We start from the raw sequence: 18,888 nt of genomic DNA on the forward strand, positions 1-18,888 counted from the left end.
GTCATCGCGACCCGGTTCTCACCGTCCAGTATTTCCTTTGGTGTGCCTAGCTTCACTGGCAGTCCCCCTAAGTTTCACTCGGTCCGAGCGGTTCATCGGATATGTTTGATAAGCACGCTGTGTAGCTGACGCAACATTATTTCGCAAGCGCAGCATCCGTGACGCTGTGTCATTGCCTTGGCCACTCTAAATCCACCTGCGGGTTTTGCGTTCGTAACGGGCGAAATCAGTGCGGAAACTCCGCCGCATTCGATCTTCTTCAGGCAGGATAAAGCGCTGCTCCAGCAACCAGACGAAGATCGGAATCAGGGCCAGCGACAGCACTGCATCGAAGCGCAAAACCAGACCGGCCAGAATCAACACGTCGCCCAGATAGATCGGATTTCGGCTGCGTGAGTAGATGCCCGACTGCACCAAAGACGAGGGCGTTTCGTGCGGAATGACTGTTGTCTTGAAACGACGAAACTCGGCCACAGCCAGAGCCGCCAGCAAGATGCCGCCGCCGATCAAAATACCGCTCAGCAAATCGGTCAGGCCGCTGTCCAGGGACAACCCCATCGGGAAATGGCGCGCCTGGAGCCAGGCAACACATGCAAACCCGACAAGCCAGACAGGTGGTATATCGACCCAGCGCATTGGCAGCCTCCGCAGCGGACGACATGCAACGGCACGTCGCTTCTGCGTGTCCTCGTACCGTTTTAAGTCCGGATTCGCAAAAGCGCGGGATGTCGCATCAATGGACAGAGAATTCAGGATCGGTTACGCCATTGAAAAAGACGCATTCTTAACACAAGGCCACTCCCTGCGATGACCGATTTTGCCGCGACCAAAGCCCTTTTTGAGCTACCCGACGGAGTGATCTATCTGGACGGGAATTCTCTGGGCCCCCTGCCCCAAGCCGCCGGGAAAACCGTGGCCCGCATGATAGAGGATGAGTGGGGTCAGATGCTGATCACTGGCTGGAACAAGGCCGGCTGGATAGGGTTGCCCACAGGTCTGGGCGATCGCATCGGGCGGCTGATCGGAGCGGAACCGGGAAGTGTCGTGACTGGCGACACGCTGTCGATCAAGGTGTATCAGGCCGTCGCCTCGGCGCTGGAGCTGTGCCCGGATCGCAGAGTAGTGTTGTCAGACAGCGGCAACTTTCCCTCGGATCTGTATATGGTCGACGGCCTTTTGCGCTCGCTTGGGTCGGATTATGAGTTGCGCGTTGTCGCCCCCGAAGATGTCGCCGCACACATCACCGAGGACGTAGCGGTTTTGATGCTGACCGAGGTCGATTACCGCACCGGCCGGATGCACGACATGAAGTCACTGACCGAACTGGCCCATGCAAAGGGTACCGTGACGGTCTGGGATCTGGCCCATTCCGCCGGCGCAATTCCGGTGAACCTGTCCGGTTGCAACGCCGATTTCGCGGTGGGCTGCACTTATAAATATCTCAATGGCGGCCCCGGCGCGCCCGCATTCATTTATGTCGCGCCCGGTTTGACGGATCGCGTACGCCCGGCCCTGTCGGGCTGGCTGGGGCACGAAGCCCCGTTCGCGTTCGATCTGGACTACCGCCCCGGTAACGGGATCGAGCGGATGCGCGTCGGCACTCCTCCGATCATCCAAATGACGGCGCTGTCAGCGGCGATGGATATCTGGGACATGGCCGATATGGCGGATGTGCGCGCGAAATCTATCGAATTGACCGAGCTGTTCATCACACGGGTCGAGGCCACCTGCCCCGACCTGACCTTGGCAAGCCCGCGTGATCCGGCCCAACGTGGCAGTCAGGTTTCCTTCCGGTTTGCCGAAGGCTATGCCGCCATGCAGGCCTTGATCGCACGCGGTGTGATCGGAGATTTCCGGGCCCCTGACATTATGAGGTTCGGGTTCACCCCGCTCTATATAGACGCGCAGGACGTTGAGAACGCTGTCACAATTCTGGCCGACATAATGAAGAACCAACTATGGGATACGCCAGAGTACAAAACGCGCCAGCGGGTTACGTAACCTCGATTCCCGCTCCAATAACCGTGGCAAGATTAGAGTTTGAGCGGATGAATTCCTGATAATCGCTGGCCGAGGTTTTTATCCCACGCAGCGCTGAGGCAATCATCTTGGCTGTTTCCCTTGGCCCATCGAACAAACGCACCCGCCCCTTTTCTGCCTCGCGCCGCAGCCAGTCAGCATAAAGCGCCATCAACTGCGCCTCACCCTGTGTCACGATATCGGCGGCAGTGGACACGCTGGCATCCAGCAGCTCTAGCCCGTGGGGCGAGGACATGATCTCGGCCATGCCATCCGTTTGCACATGGATCGCATTTCCGATGATTTGTGAAACTGATCCCTCCATATTCAGCGCTTCGGCAACGGCGGCCGTTTTACGCTCGTAGTGCAAATGTGTCAGTTGGCGCAGGATGGCCTCTTTGTTTTGAAAATGCAGGTACAGGGCAGGTCGGGACATACCCGCGCCTTTGGCGATGTCATCCATTGACGTTTTTTTGAACCCATAAGCCGAGAAGGCTTGAAGCGCCGAATCCAATATAGTCAGGCACTTATCATCCAAAACATAATTTTCCAGTGTAGCTTTTGACATTTTTTACCCATTTTGTCAGTTGACCATCTGACATATTCAGCTAACTATGTCAGAAAGTAACGACAGCTACAAGGCAAGAGGAAGCGCAATGGCGACCAATCTGAAGATCAACGGAACGTCACATCAGGTCGACCTGCCTGAAGACGTCCCTCTTTTGTGGGTCCTGCGAGATGAGCTTGGACTGACCGGCACAAAGTTCGGATGCGGCGTTGCAGCGTGCGGCGCGTGTACCGTTCACATTGACGGCGAGGCCGTTCGGTCCTGCCAAGTTGCGTTGTCAGATGTGTGGGGCGACATCACCACGATCGAAGGGCTTGGCACACCAACTGCTATGGCCAAGATCCAGCAGGCATGGGTCGATCATCAGGTTGCGCAATGCGGCTATTGTCAGTCAGGTCAAATCATGCAGGCCGCGGCGCTGCTGGCCGAAAATCCAACGCCGACGGACGCCGATATTGATGACGCAATGCAAGGAAACCTTTGCCGTTGCGGCACTTACCCGCGCATCCGGGCTGCGATCCATGACGCGGCCTCCAAACTGAAGGAGGCATAAACCATGGCGTCTGTTGGAAAAATCCTCCGTCGTACGTTCCTTATCGGCTCGGCCGCCGTTGTCGGCGGTGTCGCCTTTGGCGCTTATTACGTCACGCGTCCGGCCGCGAACCCGCTGCGACCCGGCAAAGGAGAGACCGCCCTTAGCCCCTTTGTCCTGATAGACCAGCAGGGAGTAACCCTGTTTGCTCCGCGTGCCGAGATGGGACAGGGCGTTATGACCACGTGGGCCGCACTCATTGCCGAAGAGCTTGATGTTGAGATCGACGACATCCGCGTGTTGCACGGCCCTGCGGCTGCTGCCTATTACAACTCGGCACTCATGGCCGAGGGGCTGCCAAATAAGGGCTATGACGCCAGCGAGTTCCAGCACAACCTGGGCGAGGCCCTTGGCGTGCTTGGCAAACCGCTGAACCTTCAAGTCACAGGTGGCTCGACCTCTATGAAAGACGGGTTCGAGCGGATGCGTGAAGCCGGTGCCACCGCGCGTGAGACGCTTAAGCAGGTCGCCGCTGATCGGCTGGGCGTGGATCGGGCACAATTGAAAACCGAACGCGGCGCAGTGATCGCGCCGGATGGCACGCGCATTTCTTATCACGAGCTCGCCGAAGCCGCTGGTCAAATCGAACCGCCCAACGTTGCATTGCGCGACCCATCGACCTGGCGCCTATTGGGTCAGAACCTACCCCGTGTCGACGTGGTAGGGAAATCCACCGGCACAGCTGAGTTCGGCATCGACGTGCGACCCGAGGGTTTGAAGTTCGCTTCCGTTCGAATAAACCCGAAGCTGGGCGGCACAATGAAGGGATATGACTCCAGTTCAGCCGAATCCATGCCCGGCGTCGAAAAGATCGTCAATCTTGGCGACGGTGTCGCGGTGGTCGCAAGCAACACCTGGCTTGCCATACAGGCGGTCGAAGCCATCGACATCGACTGGGGTGACGCCCCCTACCCCCCCGAAACCGACGGCCTGTTTTCCAAGATTGCCGAAGCGTTTGACGACGCGCCAAACTCGACCATGCGCGATGATGGCGACGTGGACGTTTTGCCCGACGGCGCGACAGAAATCTCGGCAGAATACAAAGTGCCGTACCTGGCCCACGCCACAATGGAGCCGATGAACGCCACGGCCCTGTTCACTGGCACCAAGCTAGACCTGTGGTGTGGCAACCAGGCACCGACATTGATCCAAATCCGCGCCGCGAATACAGCCAATCTGGCTACCGAGGCGGTCGATATTCATACCACCTATCTAGGGGGCGGTTTCGGTCGCCGTGGTGAACTGGACTTTGCAGAAATCGCCACCAAAGTTGCGATGGCGGTACCCAATGTTCCGGTTCAGACGACCTGGAGCCGGGAAGAGGATATGCGTCACGATTACTACCGCCCCGGTGCAATCGCCCGGATGCGCGGAGCGGTCAAGGATGGCACTGCCGTTCTGATCGACGGTAAGGTGGCGTCGCAATCCAGCACGCAGCAAGCAGTTGAACGCTATACTGGCCTGCCGGGCGGAGGACCCGACAAGGTTCTTGTCGAGGGGTTGTTCAACCAGCCCTACGCAGTACCGAACTACCGCATCAGCGGCCACATCGCCGATCTGGCCGTGCCAGTAGGCTTCTGGCGCTCGGTCGGCAATAGTCATAACGGGTTCTTCCACGAAACTTTCATGGATGAAATGGCTCATGCCGCAGGTCGTGACCCGCTGGAGTTCCGGCTGGAGCTGGCCAAGGCCGAATTCGCCCCAGCTGCAGGTGTTCTGCAAGCCGTGAAAGAGATGTCCGGCTGGACCGGAGAAACCCCAGACGGTGTCGGAAAGGGCGTCGCCATGACCTACAGCTTTGGCACTCCGGTCGCTCAGGTCATCGAAGTGGTCGACGAGGACGGCACCATTCGCATCGCTAAAGCGTGGATCGCCTGCGACGTGGGTATTGCTTTGGATCCAGGCACGGTCGAGGCGCAGATGTTCGGTGGAATGATGTATGGCTTGTCGGCCGCCGTTATGGGTGAAATCACGTTTGCGGACGGAGAAGTAGAGCAATTCAACTTCCCCGACTACGACGCGCTGCGCATGCACAACGCTCCGGTGACCGAGGTACGTATCCTCGAAACCAACGCGCGCCTGGGAGGCGTGGGTGAGCCTGGCACACCTCCGTCAATGCCTGCACTTGGAAACGCGTTGTTCGACCTCACGGGCGAGCGCGCACGCACCCTGCCACTGATCAATCAGTTCGATTTGCTGGTTTGATCGCGATGCGCCGGTCTGGTTCTTCTCTCCTGGACCGGCGCACGCCTTCTATGCCGATTGCTGCAGTGTCGCGGCCTTAGAGCCAGCAGACCATGCATGAACAGCTTCTCCGAACGCTTTGAACAGCGGGCGCGAGACCGGATCGTTCTCGGCATCCCATTCCGGGTGCCATTGCACCGAAAGCGTAAAACCCGGGGCGTCCTTTATATAGATCGCTTCTGGCGTTCCATCCGGCGCGTGGCCATCTACCACAACCCGATGCCCGACCGTCTTGATCCCCTGCCCGTGCAGAGTATTCGTCATGACTTCGGTCGCATCCATCAAACGGTGAAATACGCCGCCTTCGGACAGTGTCACGATATGGCGCAGCGCAAACTTTTCTTCCAACGTCCCATCCGGTGGCATGCGATGGTTCATCCGCCCCGGAAGATCGCGAATTTCGGGATAAAGTGTTCCACCCATTGCCACGTTGACCTCTTGAAACCCTCGGCAAATGCCAAAGAACGGCTGGCCCCTTTCGACACAGGCCCGCACCAACGGCAGTGCGATCGCATCCCGCGCCCGATCAAAATCGCCATGCGCATCGGTTGCGGACTCACCATATTCCTCGGGGTGCACATTCGGGCGCGCGCCGGTCAGCAAAAAGCCGTCACAGACGTCCAGCAATTCTTCCACTGAAACGTAGCGGGGATCAGCCGGAATTAGCATCGGCAAACAGCCTGACACGTTCGCAACCGCGTCCGAATTCATGGTCCCACCGGCATGGGTCGGGTATTGATCATCCAACAAGTATGAGTTGCCGATAATACCCACAATAGGTCGAGGCATTCTTCTTTCCCGGTTGTTTTTGCGTTTCGGGAAAGCTAGCCGCCGTCACAGCAGCGCGCAATAGCACAGCCCCTGTGTGGCAGCGCAGGCACTTGTTCACTTATGCACAAGGGGAACAAGAAACAGTCAAATGACCATTTGTGAGGCATTCCACGAACACCGAAAGTCGAAGGGCCCAGGGGCCCTTCGACAGGTTCATCAAATCTCGCCGATCAGGCTGGCAGCTTCGATCCCCGCCATCGCCGCGATCGCGTCATTGTCCGAGGTGTCGCCGGTCACGCCAACAGCGCCGATCACGGCCCCTTTCTTGTCGCGCAACAATACGCCGCCCGGCACAGGCACAACCTGCCCGCCATATACACCGTTCACAGCGGCCATGAAGTACGCCTGCGCCTCGGCCCGGGCCATCTGCGCGGTGCCTGCCATGCCCAGCATGACCGACCCATAGGCTTTTCCCTGCGCAATCGCAAAACGACCGGGCGCGGCACCGTCTTCACGCTCAAAGGCGATCACATGACCACCGGCGTCCAGAACAACAACTGACAGGGGTTTCAGCTCCAATTCGCGGCCCTTTTCCAAAGCCTTGCGCACAATCGTGCGCGCCTTGCGCAATGTAACAGCCATGCGTGATCCCTTTCATCTGGCCAAAAATATCCTCGGGGGAGCGGGAGCGGGCAAACAGCCTCCTCGCTCCGACCCTATCCGTTCAACCCAAGCTCGCTTTCAACTCCAAACGGCGGGCGTGCAAAACCGGCTCGGTGTAACCCGAAGGCTGAACCCGGCCTTTGAACACTAGATCACAGGCTGCCTGGAATGCCACACCGTCAAAACCGGGCGCCATCGGGCGATAGCTCAGGTCGCCTTCGTTCTGGCGATCCACCACGGCGGCCATCTTCTGCATCGCCGCCATCACCTGTTCTTCGCTCACCACGTCATGGAGCAGCCAGTTGGCCAGCGCCTGCGACGAAATCCGGCAGGTTGCGCGGTCTTCCATCAGGCCGATATCGTTCAAATCCGGCACTTTCGAACAGCCCACACCCTGATCAATCCAGCGCACGACATATCCCAGAATGCCCTGCGCGTTGTTCTCGATTTCGCGGGTGATCTCGTCCTCGCTCAGGTTGCGGCCTCCCAGCAGCGGCACGGTCAGCAGGTCGTCCAGCGTTCCGCGCGCGCCGCCTGCGGCCAGTTCGTCCTGACGGGCCAAAACGTCGACCTTGTGGTAATGCGTGGCGTGCAGAGTTGCAGCGGTCGGCGACGGCACCCACGCGCAAGTCGCGCCAGATTTCGGGTGGCCGATCTTCTGATCCAGCATATCGCCCATCCGGTCGGGCATCGCCCACATGCCTTTGCCAATCTGCGCCTTGCCTTTCAGACCACAGGCTAGACCGATATCGACATTGCGATCCTCATAAGATGTAATCCAAGGCGTCACTTTCATGTCCCCCTTGGGCAGCATCGGACCTGCTTCGATAGAGGTATGGATCTCATCCCCGGTCCGATCAAGGAAACCGGTGTTGATAAAGGCCACGCGAGATTTCGCGGCGCGGATGCATTCTTTCAGGTTGGATGAGGTGCGGCGCTCTTCATCCATGATGCCCAGCTTAACGGTGTTGCGCGGCAGGCCAAGGATGTCTTCGACCATATCGAAAATCTCGACCGCGAAAGCGACTTCGGCTGGCCCGTGCATCTTGGGCTTGACCACATAAACCGAGCCTTTGACCGAATTCCCACCTTCACGCTGCAGGTCATGCATCGCAATCAGCGTGGTGCAGAGCGCATCCATCAGGCCCTCACCGATCTCATTGCCTTCACCATCCAGAACGGCGGGGTTGGTCATCAGATGGCCCACATTGCGGATCAGCATCAGCGAGCGGCCTTTCAGCACATCCTGTTCGCCGCCTGCGGTGGTATAGGTCAGATCGTCAGCCAGTTTCCGGGTGAAGGTGGTGCCGCCCTTGGTCACTTCTTCGGCCAGATCGCCTTTCATCAGGCCCAGCCAATTGCTATAGGCCACGACCTTATCTTCGCCATCCACACAGGCCACCGAGTCCTCGCAGTCCATGATCGTGGACAGCGCCGATTCCAGATGAACATCAGCAATCCCAGCCGGGTCGGTCGCGCCGATGTTGCTAGAGGCATCGACAACGATTTTCACATGCAGCCCGTTATTCTTAAGCAGAACGAAATCAGGCTTCTCAGCCTCACCGCCAAAGCCGACAAATGCCGCAGCGTCGGCAAGCGCAGGTACCAGCGCACCGCCTTCGACCCGCAGATCGGACACATCGGCCCACGAGCCTGCAGCCAGCGGTACAGCATCGTCCAGAAAACCTTTGGCCCATGCAATCACACGGGCACCACGCGCCTCGTCGTACCCTCCGGCGGCTGGCAGATCGCCCATCGCGTCCGTGCCATACAGCGCATCGTACAAGCTGCCCCAACGTGCGTTGGCGGCGTTCAGTGCAAAACGGGCATTGGTGATCGGCACAACCAGCTGCGGGCCGGGTGTCGAGGCGATCTCGAGATCGACATTGGTGGTTTCGATCTGGAAATCGTCACTCTCTTCGACCAGATAGCCGATCTCGCGCAGGAATGCCTGATAGGCGCTGGCGTCGTGGTCCTGACCTTTGCGGTCCAGATGCCATGCGTCCAGCTGGCTCTGCATCTTTTCACGCTTGGCAAGAAAGTCGCGGTTTTTTGGGCCCAGCTCGGACACCAGCCGCGACAGACCATCCCAGAACGCATCGGCCGTAACACCGGTGCCAGGCAGCGCCTTGTCTTCGATGAACTCGGCCAGAACCGTATCAACTTGAAGCCCGCTGCGTGTCTGTCTGCTGGTCATAATGTTCCTCCCGCCTTTTTGTGCACCACTGTGTGCAGCCAGCATTTAGAGTGAAAGTTTCCGATAGGCAACGTGCCGCAACAATTTCGGTAAAAAAAACTTACCAAAATTTCGTGACCAGCTTTTGGTTGGGCCCCGACACCGCTTGCAGCCCATTGCCACAGACCATAACGTCGCCTCAAACTCCAACCGATGCGAGGCCCAGATGCGCGACGCTGCCCCTACGACGATTTATCTGAAAGATTACACGCCCTTTGGCTATCTTGTGGACAGCGTGCATCTAACCTTCGATCTGGCAGCGCACGCCACCCGCGTAACATCGCGCATTGCTTTCCGCCCCAACCCCGATGCCACGGACCGCACCTTCTTTCTACACGGCGAAGAACTGACCCTGATCCGCGCCTGCATTGACGGGGTGCAGATCGCGCCCGAGGTGACCGATAAGGGCCTGACCGCGCCCGCCCCTGACGCGCCCTTCATCTGGGAGGCCGAGGTTGAGATTGACCCCGGCAACAACACCGCGCTTGAGGGGCTCTATATGTCAAACGGGATGTATTGCACCCAGTGCGAGGCGGAAGGGTTCCGCAAGATCACCTATTATCCCGACCGCCCCGATGTGATGTCCACCTTCACCGTGCGCATCAACGGCGATTTGCCCGTGCTGCTGTCCAACGGCAACCCAAGCGGCAAAGGCGAAGGCTGGGCCGAATGGACCGACCCTTGGCCCAAGCCTGCCTATCTGTTCGCTCTGGTCGCGGGCGAGTTGATCTCGCATCCGGGCCAGTTCACCACCATGTCCGGGCGCGATGTCGAGCTGAACCTCTGGGTCCGCCCCGGCGACGAGGGCAAATGCGCCTTTGGCATGGAGGCGCTGAAAAAGTCGATGAAATGGGACGAGGACGTATATGGCCGTGAATACGATCTGGACGTGTTCAACATCGTGGCTGTCGATGACTTCAACATGGGCGCGATGGAAAATAAGGGGCTGAACATCTTCAACTCCTCCGCCGTGTTGGCCAGCCCCGAGACCTCGACCGATATGAATTTTGAGCGGATCGAGGCGATCATCGCTCATGAGTATTTCCACAACTGGACCGGCAACCGCATCACCTGCCGCGACTGGTTTCAACTGTGCCTGAAAGAAGGCCTGACCGTGTTCCGCGACGCGCAGTTCACGTCCGACATGCGCTCGGCCCCGGTCAAACGCATCCACGACGCCATCGACCTGCGCGCCCGGCAATTCCCCGAGGATAACGGGCCGCTCTCGCATCCTGTCCGGCCCGAAAGCTTTCAAGAGATCAACAATTTCTACACCGCTACAGTCTACGAAAAAGGTGCGGAAATTATCGGTATGCTGAAACGGCTGGTGGGTGATCAAGCCTATACCAAGGCGCTGGATTTGTATTTCGACCGCCATGACGGGCAAGCCTGCACGATCGAAGACTGGATCAAGGTATTCGAGGATACGACCGGTCGCGATCTGAGCCAGTTCAAGCGCTGGTACAGCCAATCCGGCACTCCGCGCGTAACGGTGGCCGAAGAATGGGCAGAAGGCACTTATACCCTGACCCTGTCGCAGCGCACCGAACCCACGCCGGGTCAGGACGAAAAGCTGCCGCAGGTGATCCCGGTGGCCGTTGGCCTTCTGGGCCCCAACGGTGATGAGGTCCGCGCGACTGAGGTGCTGGAACTGACCGAAGCCAGCCAAAGTTTCACCTTCACCGGGCTGGCGGCCAAACCAACGGCCTCGGTCCTGCGGGATTTCTCGGCCCCGGTTATTCTGGAACAGGATCAAAGCAACGCCGAACGCGCCTTTCTGCTGGCCAATGACACGGACGCGTTCAACCGATGGCAAGCCGGGCGCTCGCTGGCCGAAGACACGTTGTTGAACATGATTCAGTCCGACGCAGCCCCTGATGCCGACTATCTGGATGGCCTTCTTGCTGTGTTGCGTGATGGTGACTTGGACCCGGCCTACCGCGCTTTGGTGTTGGGCCTCCCGACACAATCTGAACTGGCTGCCGCGTTACACGAGAAAGGCTTAACGCCCGATCCAATGGCAATCTGGACCGCCGTTGAAACGCTGCGGCAAGTCACCGCTCAACACGTGCAAGACCTGTTGCCACGTCTGCACAGCGAGACCGTGATTGTATCCCCTTATAGCCCGGATGCGGATCAATCGGGAAAACGCGCGCTGGGCGGGGCCGTCCTTGCGCTGACCTCACGACTCGACGGGGGTGCAAAGGCAGGTGAGGAATACAAAGCCGCCGACAACATGACCCTGCAACTGACTGCCCTGTCCTGCCTGCTGCGCGCTGGCAAGGGCGAGGCCGAACTGGCCGCATTCTATGATCAATGGCAACACGACCGGTTGGTGATGGACAAGTGGTTTGGACTGCAAGTCTCGATGGCCGCGCCGGATGCGACGGCGGATGTGGCGCGCAACCTGACCGAGCATCCGGATTTCAACTGGAAAAACCCCAACCGCTTCCGCGCGGTTATGGGTGCGCTTGCGATGAACCATGCCGGATTCCACCGGGCCGATGGCGCGGGCTATGCCCTGCTGGCGGACTGGTTGATCAAACTGGACCCTGTGAACCCGCAAACCACGGCACGGATGTGCTCGGCCTTCCAGACGTGGAAACGCTATGACACCGACCGCCAGGCCCTGATCCGCGCGCAGTTGACCCGCATCGCAGAAACACCCGATCTGTCGCGGGATACGACCGAAATGGTGTCGCGCATCTTGGACGCATGACGCCTTACACGTTCACCCGGCAGAACAGAACGCCGCGCGTTTTGGCGATCCTGCTCTGCATCTACAGCGCGTTGATCGCTCTGGTCGTGTGGTTTGACGCGGTATGGTGGCTGATCGCTCCGCTGGCACTGACCACTCTACCCGCAGTTTGGGACTTTGTGCAGGGTACCAAAGCCGGATTGTCGGTGGGGAAGGATACGTTGAGCTGGTTCACCGGACCGCGCAAGGCCGAGGTCAATCTTGCCGATATTGACCACGTTCGAATGGACACGCGCTGGGATTTCTCAGTGCGTGTATCGCTGGTCCTGAATTCCGAGAAAAAGATTCGCCTGCCTGATGAATCTACCCCTCCGCACCGCGTGTTTGAGCAGGTTCTGCAGGCCACCGGGCTACGGGTTGAACGGCATCACTTTACTGTATTCTAGGGGTAATCCGGATACCCAACCTGGATTGTTCACGAATTTAGCGCTAAACGACCCCTGAATCTTGAATTTGAGTAAAATCAGGAGAAAGATTAAGTCCAACGTTACCAGTTTTTACAGTTACCGAGTTTTACCATGTTGCGGTTCTTCAAGTCCAACGCGCCCAGCGCATCTGTCCCCCAAATCCACCCGGAGTTGTGTCTAACGCCAGATGTGTCTGCGGTGTTTCCGCAGCGTGGCCAAGTGAATATTCCTGTCGTTGATGCGCGTTCCGAGGACATCGCAGGCCGTGATGCGATTGAACGCGGCCGCCATCTGGCCCGACAGGGAAGGTGGTCCGAGTTGTCTCGGCAGATGAAGGCGGCCGACGATGCGCGCGAGTCGGCATCAGATGGAATGCCGGTCGCCGATCTACTGGCGTTTGGTGCTCGTGCGGACGTGGTTTTGGCCGTCGAGCATGCCCTGTCGGACCTGAAAGAAGTGCGCGACTACGACCTGCTGGGTGGTATTTCGGAGTTAGAAGACGAAATGCGCGACAACGCGGACGATGAGATGATCGCTCTCGTCGTTGCTTTGGCCCATATCGACATCGCGTGGGCATGGCGCGGGACGGCCACGGAAGACAAGTTGCCCTCTTTGCATCAGTCGCGTTGCGCAGCTCATTTCGACCGCGCCGCCGCGATCCTTCCGAAATGCCGTGAGGCCGCGCCGGACAGCCCTTTGGTTGCAGCGGCCGATTGTGCTCTGCTGGCCGGACAGCGTAAGACGCATGTTCGTTTGGCCGACAAATACGAACGCCTGATTACGCTGGATCCCCATAACCAACGCCATATGCGCGCTATGGGCACGCATCTGCTGCCGCGCTGGTTCGGCAGCTACGAAGAGCTTGAGGTCCAAGCCCTGCGCAACGCCGCCAGAACTCATGATATCTGGGGCGCAGGTGGTTACACTTGGGCGCAGTTCGACGCGATAGTGCTGGATGACGAAGCCTGTGCGCGGCTGGATGTCGAATACTTCCTGCAGGGCCTTCATGACATTCTGAGCAACCGCCCCGATCAAGAAATGGTAAATATGCTGGCGGCATACTGCGCGATCACGATCAAGCGTGGCATTGGCCGGAATGAAAAGGCGGACGCTGTTCGCGCTCAAATCCACGAGGCCGCAAACTGGTTGATCCGCGATCACCTGACCGAATTGCACCCGCTGATCTGGGCACATGCGGCCAACGGCTTCAACAACGCGGCGCGCGTCAACTCGACCGAACGGTTTGCGGCACGCGGTCATCGCGACGCTTTGCGGGCAATCGGCAACTTGTTCAGCGAAGAATTGCGCAACGGTATGGATGTGACTTTCACCTCAACGGGCTTACACCTGTCCAGCCACTGATTCCCCCTTGCCCCTTTGGCACGCCGGGCCTAATACGCAAGCCTAGACTTCTGCGGAAATTAGAGGCGCGCCATGCTCGACCTGACATATGAAATGCCCAAAATCAAAACCATTGCCGGGGCCAAGCACGATTGGGAACTGGTGATCGGGATGGAAGTGCACGCTCAGGTCTCATCGAACGCAAAACTGTTTTCCGGCGCATCGACCCAGTTCGGAGCCGAGCCGAATTCGAACGTAGCCTTTGTGGACGCTGCGATGCCGGGAATGCTGCCGGTGATCAACGAGTATTGCGTGGAACAGGCCGTGCGCACCGGGCTAGGTTTGAAGGCGGATATCAACCTGAAATCGGCTTTTGACCGCAAAAACTATTTCTATCCTGACCTGCCGCAGGGCTACCAGATTTCCCAGCTGTACCACCCCATTGTGGGCGAAGGCGAAGTGCTGGTCGAGATGGGCGATGGTACCGCGCGCATGGTGCGGATCGAACGCATCCATATGGAGCAGGACGCAGGCAAATCGATCCACGATATGGACCCGCATATGTCCTTTGTCGACTTGAATCGGACCGGCGTTTGCCTGATGGAGATCGTGTCCCGGCCCGACATTCGTGGCCCAGAAGAGGCCGCCGCCTATATCGCCAAGCTGCGCCAGATCATGCGTTATCTAGGCACCTGTGATGGCAACATGCAGAACGGCAACCTGCGGGCGGATGTGAACGTCTCGATCTGTTTGCCGGGCGCGTATGAGAAATACCAGGAAACGCAGGATTTCTCGCATCTGGGCACGCGGTGTGAGATCAAGAACATGAACTCGATGCGCTTTATTCAGCAGGCGATTGAGGTCGAAGCCCGCCGTCAGATCGCCATCGTCGAAGCGGGTGGTGAGGTCGAGCAGGAAACCCGTCTCTATGACCCGGACAAGGGTGAGACACGCTCGATGCGGTCCAAGGAAGAGGCGCATGATTACCGCTATTTCCCAGACCCCGACCTGCTGCCGTTGGAGATTGAACAAGCCTGGGTCGATGACATCGCCGCCAAACTGCCCGAACTGCCCGATACCAAAAAGGCGCGGTTCATTGAGGCGTTTGGCCTGACCGACTACGACGCTTCGGTCTTGACTGCCGAAGTGGAAAGCGCCGCCTATTTCGAAGAGGTCGCAAAAGGCCGCAACGGTAAGCTTGCCGCGAACTGGGTGATCAACGAGCTGTTCGGTCGTCTGAAGAAAGAAGACCATGACATTACCGACAGCCCGGTCTCGCCTGCGCAGTTGGGTGGGATCATTGATCTGATTTCCTCGGATGCCATCTCGGGCAAGATCGCCAAAGACCTGTTCGAGATCGTCTACACCGAAGGCGGTGACCCGGCGCAGATCGTGGAAGAGCGCGGTATGAAACAGGTCACCGATACCGGCGCGATCGAAGCCGCTTTGGACGAGATCATCGCCGCCAACCCCGCGCAAGTGGAAAAAGCCAAGGTGAACCCGAAACTGGCGGGCTGGTTCGTTGGTCAGGTGATGAAAGCCACCGGCGGCAAGGCCAACCCCAAGGCCGTGAACGAGCTGGTTGCCAAGAAACTGGGCGACTGAACCAACTGAATTTGATGCAAAGGGCGGCAGAGGGCATCCCCTTTGCCGCCCTTCTTTTGCGCTGTGTCCGGGCAACACACGCCGGGCACGGCGCGAAGGAGACTTTCCCAATGGCCTCAACATGCTAGATTGCCAGGAACGAACAGGTAGGAAGATCCGATGCCGCGCTACGAATACAAAGTTGTCCCCGCCCCGCAGAAAAGCGGCAAATCAAAGGGCGCAAAAACCGCCGAAGGCCGGTTTGCGGCCTCGATCGAACAGGTGCTGAACCAAATGGGTCAGGACGGCTGGGAATATCAGCGCGCAGAACTTCTACCCAGTGAAGAACGCGCAGGCTTTACCAGTTCGACCGTGAACTGGCGAAACGTGCTGGTGTTCCGGCGCGAAATCGAATTGACTTTTGTCACCACTCGCAGCCCGACAGAAACGCCCGAAGGCGTACCCTTGGCCCAGCCTGTTCCGGCCCCCGAAATGGTCGTGGCCCCAGCCCCGATTGCGGAAGAGGTGCAAGAGCCGCCGCTGTCATTGAAGGGCTTGGAAACAGTTTCCAGTTCGGACGACGCACCGCCGGAGAAATAATGAACAGCATTGCCAATCGGACATTTTTGATTTCACATTCTTTTGTTTCAACACTTTGCGTTTGTTTCACTTTGATGTTCACCGGTCAGCTGCACGCTGATGCGGGCGCGAACACCCCTCCTAACTGCGTGACAAATATTGATGCTGAGGGGACAGTTATTGCTGGCTTCTTTGGCTTGGTGACTCCTCCGGTCCCTTATTCCTCAATCGAAACTGAAGGAGGTGACCTAACGGTTTACCCAACCATCCGGCATGGGAACGGTGCGCTCGTCTATGCGGGCATTTATCGGGGGGTTTATTCGGCAGGGGGGGGCCAGCCAAACTGTTAACAAGTCGGGCACAGAGACCGAACTCGTGTTCAAACAGGATGATGGCTCGATTGTGCACATTTGCATGGTCAAAGCCAACCAATTCGACCCAACTATTTATGACCCTATAGCTTCGCAAGTTGGCGAATGCGATCTCAAACAGATTGCAGGTGTCGAGACGCTGACGCCGGGGCACGTTCAAATATTTGAGCCCCCCTACGACCTTGTCGAAATCAGTGGCGTTCCCAAGACTGTATTGGCCGTCGCTCCAGTTACCACTGAGCTGATTCAACTGCGCGGACAAACCCCGGGCTGGGCGAACTATGTTTGGCACCCAGAAGATCAATCAAAGTTTGGAGGAATAGGGGGAATATGCAACGTCGAGGTATCTAAAAGTACGTCGACCACACAAGATTACCAGACAGAGCTCATTGAATCTTGCAAAGATACTGAGGGTAAAAATCTTACCTTGGGCCAAGGTAGCAAAGCACAATTAGAACTGTCAAAATACAGAAATAACATCAACTTTTCTTCAGGCCGATTTACGCAGAACTTGCCGCCGATTGAAATAACCACGCCATTAAAAATTGGCTTAACTGACGTCGAAGAATTCGAAGTAATCGCTTCAAGGCCGGGAAAGATGTCTTTGGTCCGAAGAGTTTATCTCTCTGAAGAGCGGAAGTTGAAACACGATGTTTGCATGGTAACTGTGAATTGACGAAGTCGAATTCAGTCGGATACCCAATCTCGAATTCCAAGCGCCCCGCGCGGTCGAGACCGCACCACTATACCCCTATGTCCAGCGCCAGCGCGTGGATACGCGGGACGATGTCCCCCAGTGCCTTGTGAACAGCGCGGTGGCGGGCGACGCGGGATTGGCCTTCGAACGCAGCCGCACGGATGCGCACGTTAAAGTGGCTTTCGCCACCTTCCTGAAAGCCCGCATGGCCCCGGTGGCTTTCGCTGTCATCCACTACTTCCAGCTCATGCGGGTCAAAGGCGGATTGCAAGGCAGTGCGGATTTCGTCAGTCACGGTCATTTTTACGCTCAGCGGCAAAAATTTTACCGCCTCCCCTCTTCTACTTTCGGCAGCTTAGACTAAACTGCTGCCTCCGAGTCGAGAAGATGCGTTCTTAAGGATCACAGAATGACGAAATCAGACCCCTTTGGATTCGATATGTCCGTCTCTAGCGCCAAGAAAAAGAACCCGCGCGGACGTCGGGGGATGTCGGGCGCATCCGAGACCTCGGTCCGAATCTGTGACCATGAAGGCTGTGACGAGCCGGGCAAGTTCCGCGCCCCCAAAGCGCCGGATGTGCTGGATGACTTCTTTTGGTTCTGTCAGCAGCATGTGCGCGAATATAACCAGAAGTGGAATTTCTTCGACGGCACGACCGAGGCCGAGCTGAACGCGCAGCGATCCAAAGACAAGGTCTGGGAACGCGAAACAAAACCCATGGGTGACCCCGAGGCCCGTGCCTGGGCCCGTCTTGGTATTGAAGACCCCCATCAGGTTCTGGGTGCAAACAGCACGCAAAACAAAGGTCGCACCGCAGGCAGCGGCGGCCGCCGCCTGCCCCCCACCGAGCGCCGTGCGATTGAAATCTTGGAAGCCAATGACAGCTGGACCAAAGCTGAAGTGCGCAAAGCATATAAGAAACTGATCAAGGTGCTGCACCCCGATATGAACGGCGGTGACCGCAGCCAGGAAGAACAACTGCAAGAGGTTGTCTGGGCCTGGGACCAGATCAAGGACAGCCGGAACTTTAAATAGCTGAATTAATGCACGAACATATTGCGTAGAGCCACTGCTTCCGGTCGCTTGAGGCAACGCAGCCGCGTTTGTTCCTTCGCGGTTGCGGAATTACGTATTTCGGGGAAAATCATACAGAGCTCTTCCACGTCTTCACGGCCAAAAGACTGCAGCGCCATGTCTCCCAGAAATAAACTTTCAGTCGGCAAACCATTCGACATCAGTATCGCGTGCCGATGACATGCAATGTGGAAATAGGTTACGGGTTCAGATGCGTTCACCTGGCGAATGGTTTTGTCGTTCACCAAATGAATAGCTGCGACGAAAACCTTGGGCTCACCAAACAAAAATTCTGCACGCCATCCTTCCAGAACAATTCTGTGTTGCGGCGACACATACAAATCTTGATCAGGCAAACCTTTTCCCATCGCTCCTTTTTTAATGCAAACAGGACGCAAGCGAGGGGCCTTATTCAATTCTTCGACGCTTATTGTCTTTTCACCGATCCATTCAATGGGTAGCAATTCGCCGCTAGAAACGCGCACCTTATCCCCAACGGACAGTTCTTCCACGAGGCAGCGGCCCGTTTCGGTTTCGATCAAAGTACCCTTAACGAAACAAGGCACTGTCCCCTCTGGAAGCGAGACCGTCACGATAAGGGAATCGTTATTGCCATTACCGGGCCCCGTGGAGGCAAATATTTCGAGAGTAAGTTGAGTGTTTGGCGGAATATAGGTTCCCGGAGTTAACTCGACGGTCAAAAGTCCGCTTGATGAAATCGAAACCGTGTAATCGGACTCGTCTAATCCGCCGGTCCCCGAAACGACAACAGTCCATGAAGCTCCGGCTTTAGTTGCTATGTATTGCTGAGCGACAGAGGTCGACCCACTGGGAATCGAAAGCGAAGTCGGGCCTAGAATTGTCAGTGCCATTTGAACCTCAAACGGGAAACGTTAAACTGGGAACTCGTTATGTGCAGGCTTTTAGTGATATTAAACCATCACATAATTCTATTGCAATGTAAGCATTGAAAGGAAATCATT

General features: G+C 57.4%; 17 protein-coding genes. 10 read left to right on the forward strand and 7 right to left on the reverse strand.

The window, feature by feature from the left end; genetic code table 11:
• Window positions 1–186 precede the first annotated feature (186 nt).
• Window positions 187–756: a methyltransferase family protein gene (locus AC2TAD_RS10505; RefSeq protein ID WP_480867971.1), complete on the reverse strand. Its 570-nt coding sequence runs from the start codon at window positions 754–756 to the stop codon at window positions 187–189.
• Window positions 757–807: 51 nt separating this feature from the next.
• Between AC2TAD_RS10505 and kynU the strand changes: the two genes are divergently transcribed.
• Window positions 808–2,001, forward strand: a complete 1,194-nt coding sequence (gene kynU, locus AC2TAD_RS10510) for a kynureninase (RefSeq protein WP_480867586.1) — start codon at window positions 808–810, stop codon at window positions 1,999–2,001.
• Here the strand turns inward: kynU and AC2TAD_RS10515 are convergent.
• A complete protein-coding gene (locus tag AC2TAD_RS10515; RefSeq protein WP_170527522.1) occupies window positions 1,994–2,587 on the reverse strand; it encodes a TetR/AcrR family transcriptional regulator in 594 nt (197 codons plus the stop codon). The genes kynU and AC2TAD_RS10515 overlap by 8 nt on opposite strands.
• An 88-nt stretch (window positions 2,588–2,675) precedes the next feature.
• Between AC2TAD_RS10515 and AC2TAD_RS10520 the strand changes: the two genes are divergently transcribed.
• Both AC2TAD_RS10520 and AC2TAD_RS10525 read left to right on the forward strand, forming a co-directional pair.
• A complete protein-coding gene (locus tag AC2TAD_RS10520) occupies window positions 2,676–3,140 on the forward strand; it encodes a (2Fe-2S)-binding protein (RefSeq protein WP_170352587.1) in 465 nt (154 codons plus the stop codon).
• A 3-nt stretch (window positions 3,141–3,143) separates the two neighbouring features.
• The gene (locus tag AC2TAD_RS10525; RefSeq protein WP_480867588.1) at window positions 3,144–5,384 is read left to right on the forward strand and encodes a xanthine dehydrogenase family protein molybdopterin-binding subunit; all 2,241 of its coding nucleotides are present in this window, start codon (window positions 3,144–3,146) and stop codon (window positions 5,382–5,384) included.
• Window positions 5,385–5,432: 48 nt separating this feature from the next.
• Here the strand turns inward: AC2TAD_RS10525 and AC2TAD_RS10530 are convergent, their stop codons facing one another.
• The 3 genes from AC2TAD_RS10530 to AC2TAD_RS10540 all read right to left on the reverse strand — a co-directional run bounded on the left by AC2TAD_RS10530 (window position 5,433) and on the right by AC2TAD_RS10540 (window position 9,054).
• On the reverse strand, window positions 5,433–6,212 hold the full coding sequence (locus AC2TAD_RS10530) for a gamma-glutamyl-gamma-aminobutyrate hydrolase family protein (protein ID WP_170753022.1): 780 nt from the start codon (window positions 6,210–6,212) through the stop codon (window positions 5,433–5,435).
• A gap of 198 nt (window positions 6,213–6,410) precedes the next feature.
• Window positions 6,411–6,836: a GlcG/HbpS family heme-binding protein gene (locus AC2TAD_RS10535; protein ID WP_480496950.1), complete on the reverse strand. Its 426-nt coding sequence runs from the start codon at window positions 6,834–6,836 to the stop codon at window positions 6,411–6,413.
• A gap of 82 nt (window positions 6,837–6,918) precedes the next feature.
• A complete protein-coding gene (locus AC2TAD_RS10540) occupies window positions 6,919–9,054 on the reverse strand; it encodes a malate synthase G (RefSeq protein ID WP_480867590.1) in 2,136 nt (711 codons plus the stop codon).
• Window positions 9,055–9,259: 205 nt separating this feature from the next.
• Here AC2TAD_RS10540 and pepN point away from each other — a divergent pair, with 205 nt between their 5' ends.
• The 6 genes from pepN (at window position 9,260) to AC2TAD_RS10570 (ending at window position 16,809) form a co-directional block, all read left to right on the forward strand.
• On the forward strand, window positions 9,260–11,812 hold the full coding sequence (gene pepN / locus AC2TAD_RS10545) for an aminopeptidase N (protein ID WP_480867592.1): 2,553 nt from the start codon (window positions 9,260–9,262) through the stop codon (window positions 11,810–11,812).
• Complete coding sequence (locus AC2TAD_RS10550; RefSeq protein WP_480867593.1) at window positions 11,809–12,237, forward strand: hypothetical protein; 429 nt, start codon at window positions 11,809–11,811, stop codon at window positions 12,235–12,237. The genes pepN and AC2TAD_RS10550 overlap by 4 nt, the downstream gene beginning before the upstream one ends.
• 132 nt (window positions 12,238–12,369) lie before the next feature.
• Window positions 12,370–13,620, forward strand: a complete 1,251-nt coding sequence (locus AC2TAD_RS10555) for a hypothetical protein (protein WP_480867595.1) — start codon at window positions 12,370–12,372, stop codon at window positions 13,618–13,620.
• Between the two features lie 72 nt (window positions 13,621–13,692).
• The gene (gene gatB, locus AC2TAD_RS10560; RefSeq protein WP_480867597.1) at window positions 13,693–15,204 is read left to right on the forward strand and encodes an Asp-tRNA(Asn)/Glu-tRNA(Gln) amidotransferase subunit GatB; all 1,512 of its coding nucleotides are present in this window, start codon (window positions 13,693–13,695) and stop codon (window positions 15,202–15,204) included.
• 159 nt (window positions 15,205–15,363) lie between these two features.
• The gene (locus AC2TAD_RS10565) at window positions 15,364–15,783 is read left to right on the forward strand and encodes a DUF4177 domain-containing protein (protein ID WP_480867598.1); all 420 of its coding nucleotides are present in this window, start codon (window positions 15,364–15,366) and stop codon (window positions 15,781–15,783) included.
• Window positions 15,784–16,056: 273 nt separating this feature from the next.
• Window positions 16,057–16,809 carry a hypothetical protein gene (locus AC2TAD_RS10570; protein WP_480867600.1) on the forward strand — a complete coding sequence of 251 codons (753 nt, stop codon included), beginning with the start codon at window positions 16,057–16,059 and terminating at the stop codon, window positions 16,807–16,809.
• A 67-nt stretch (window positions 16,810–16,876) separates the two neighbouring features.
• On the opposite strand, the gene AC2TAD_RS10575 is transcribed toward AC2TAD_RS10570, so the two are convergent.
• A complete protein-coding gene (locus AC2TAD_RS10575; RefSeq protein WP_170753030.1) occupies window positions 16,877–17,131 on the reverse strand; it encodes a BolA family protein in 255 nt (84 codons plus the stop codon).
• Window positions 17,132–17,239: 108 nt separating this feature from the next.
• Between AC2TAD_RS10575 and AC2TAD_RS10580 the strand changes: the two genes are divergently transcribed.
• Entirely contained in the window at window positions 17,240–17,866 is a 627-nt protein-coding gene (locus tag AC2TAD_RS10580; RefSeq protein ID WP_170352576.1) for a J domain-containing protein, read from the forward strand.
• 5 nt (window positions 17,867–17,871) lie between these two features.
• Here AC2TAD_RS10580 and AC2TAD_RS10585 read toward each other — a convergent pair whose 3' ends face one another.
• Window positions 17,872–18,777, reverse strand: coding sequence for a Hint domain-containing protein (locus AC2TAD_RS10585; protein ID WP_480867602.1), 906 nt, complete (start codon window positions 18,775–18,777; stop codon window positions 17,872–17,874).
• Window positions 18,778–18,888: the final 111 nt, after the last annotated feature.

The organism is Ruegeria sp. HKCCD7628 (genome assembly GCF_057221005.1).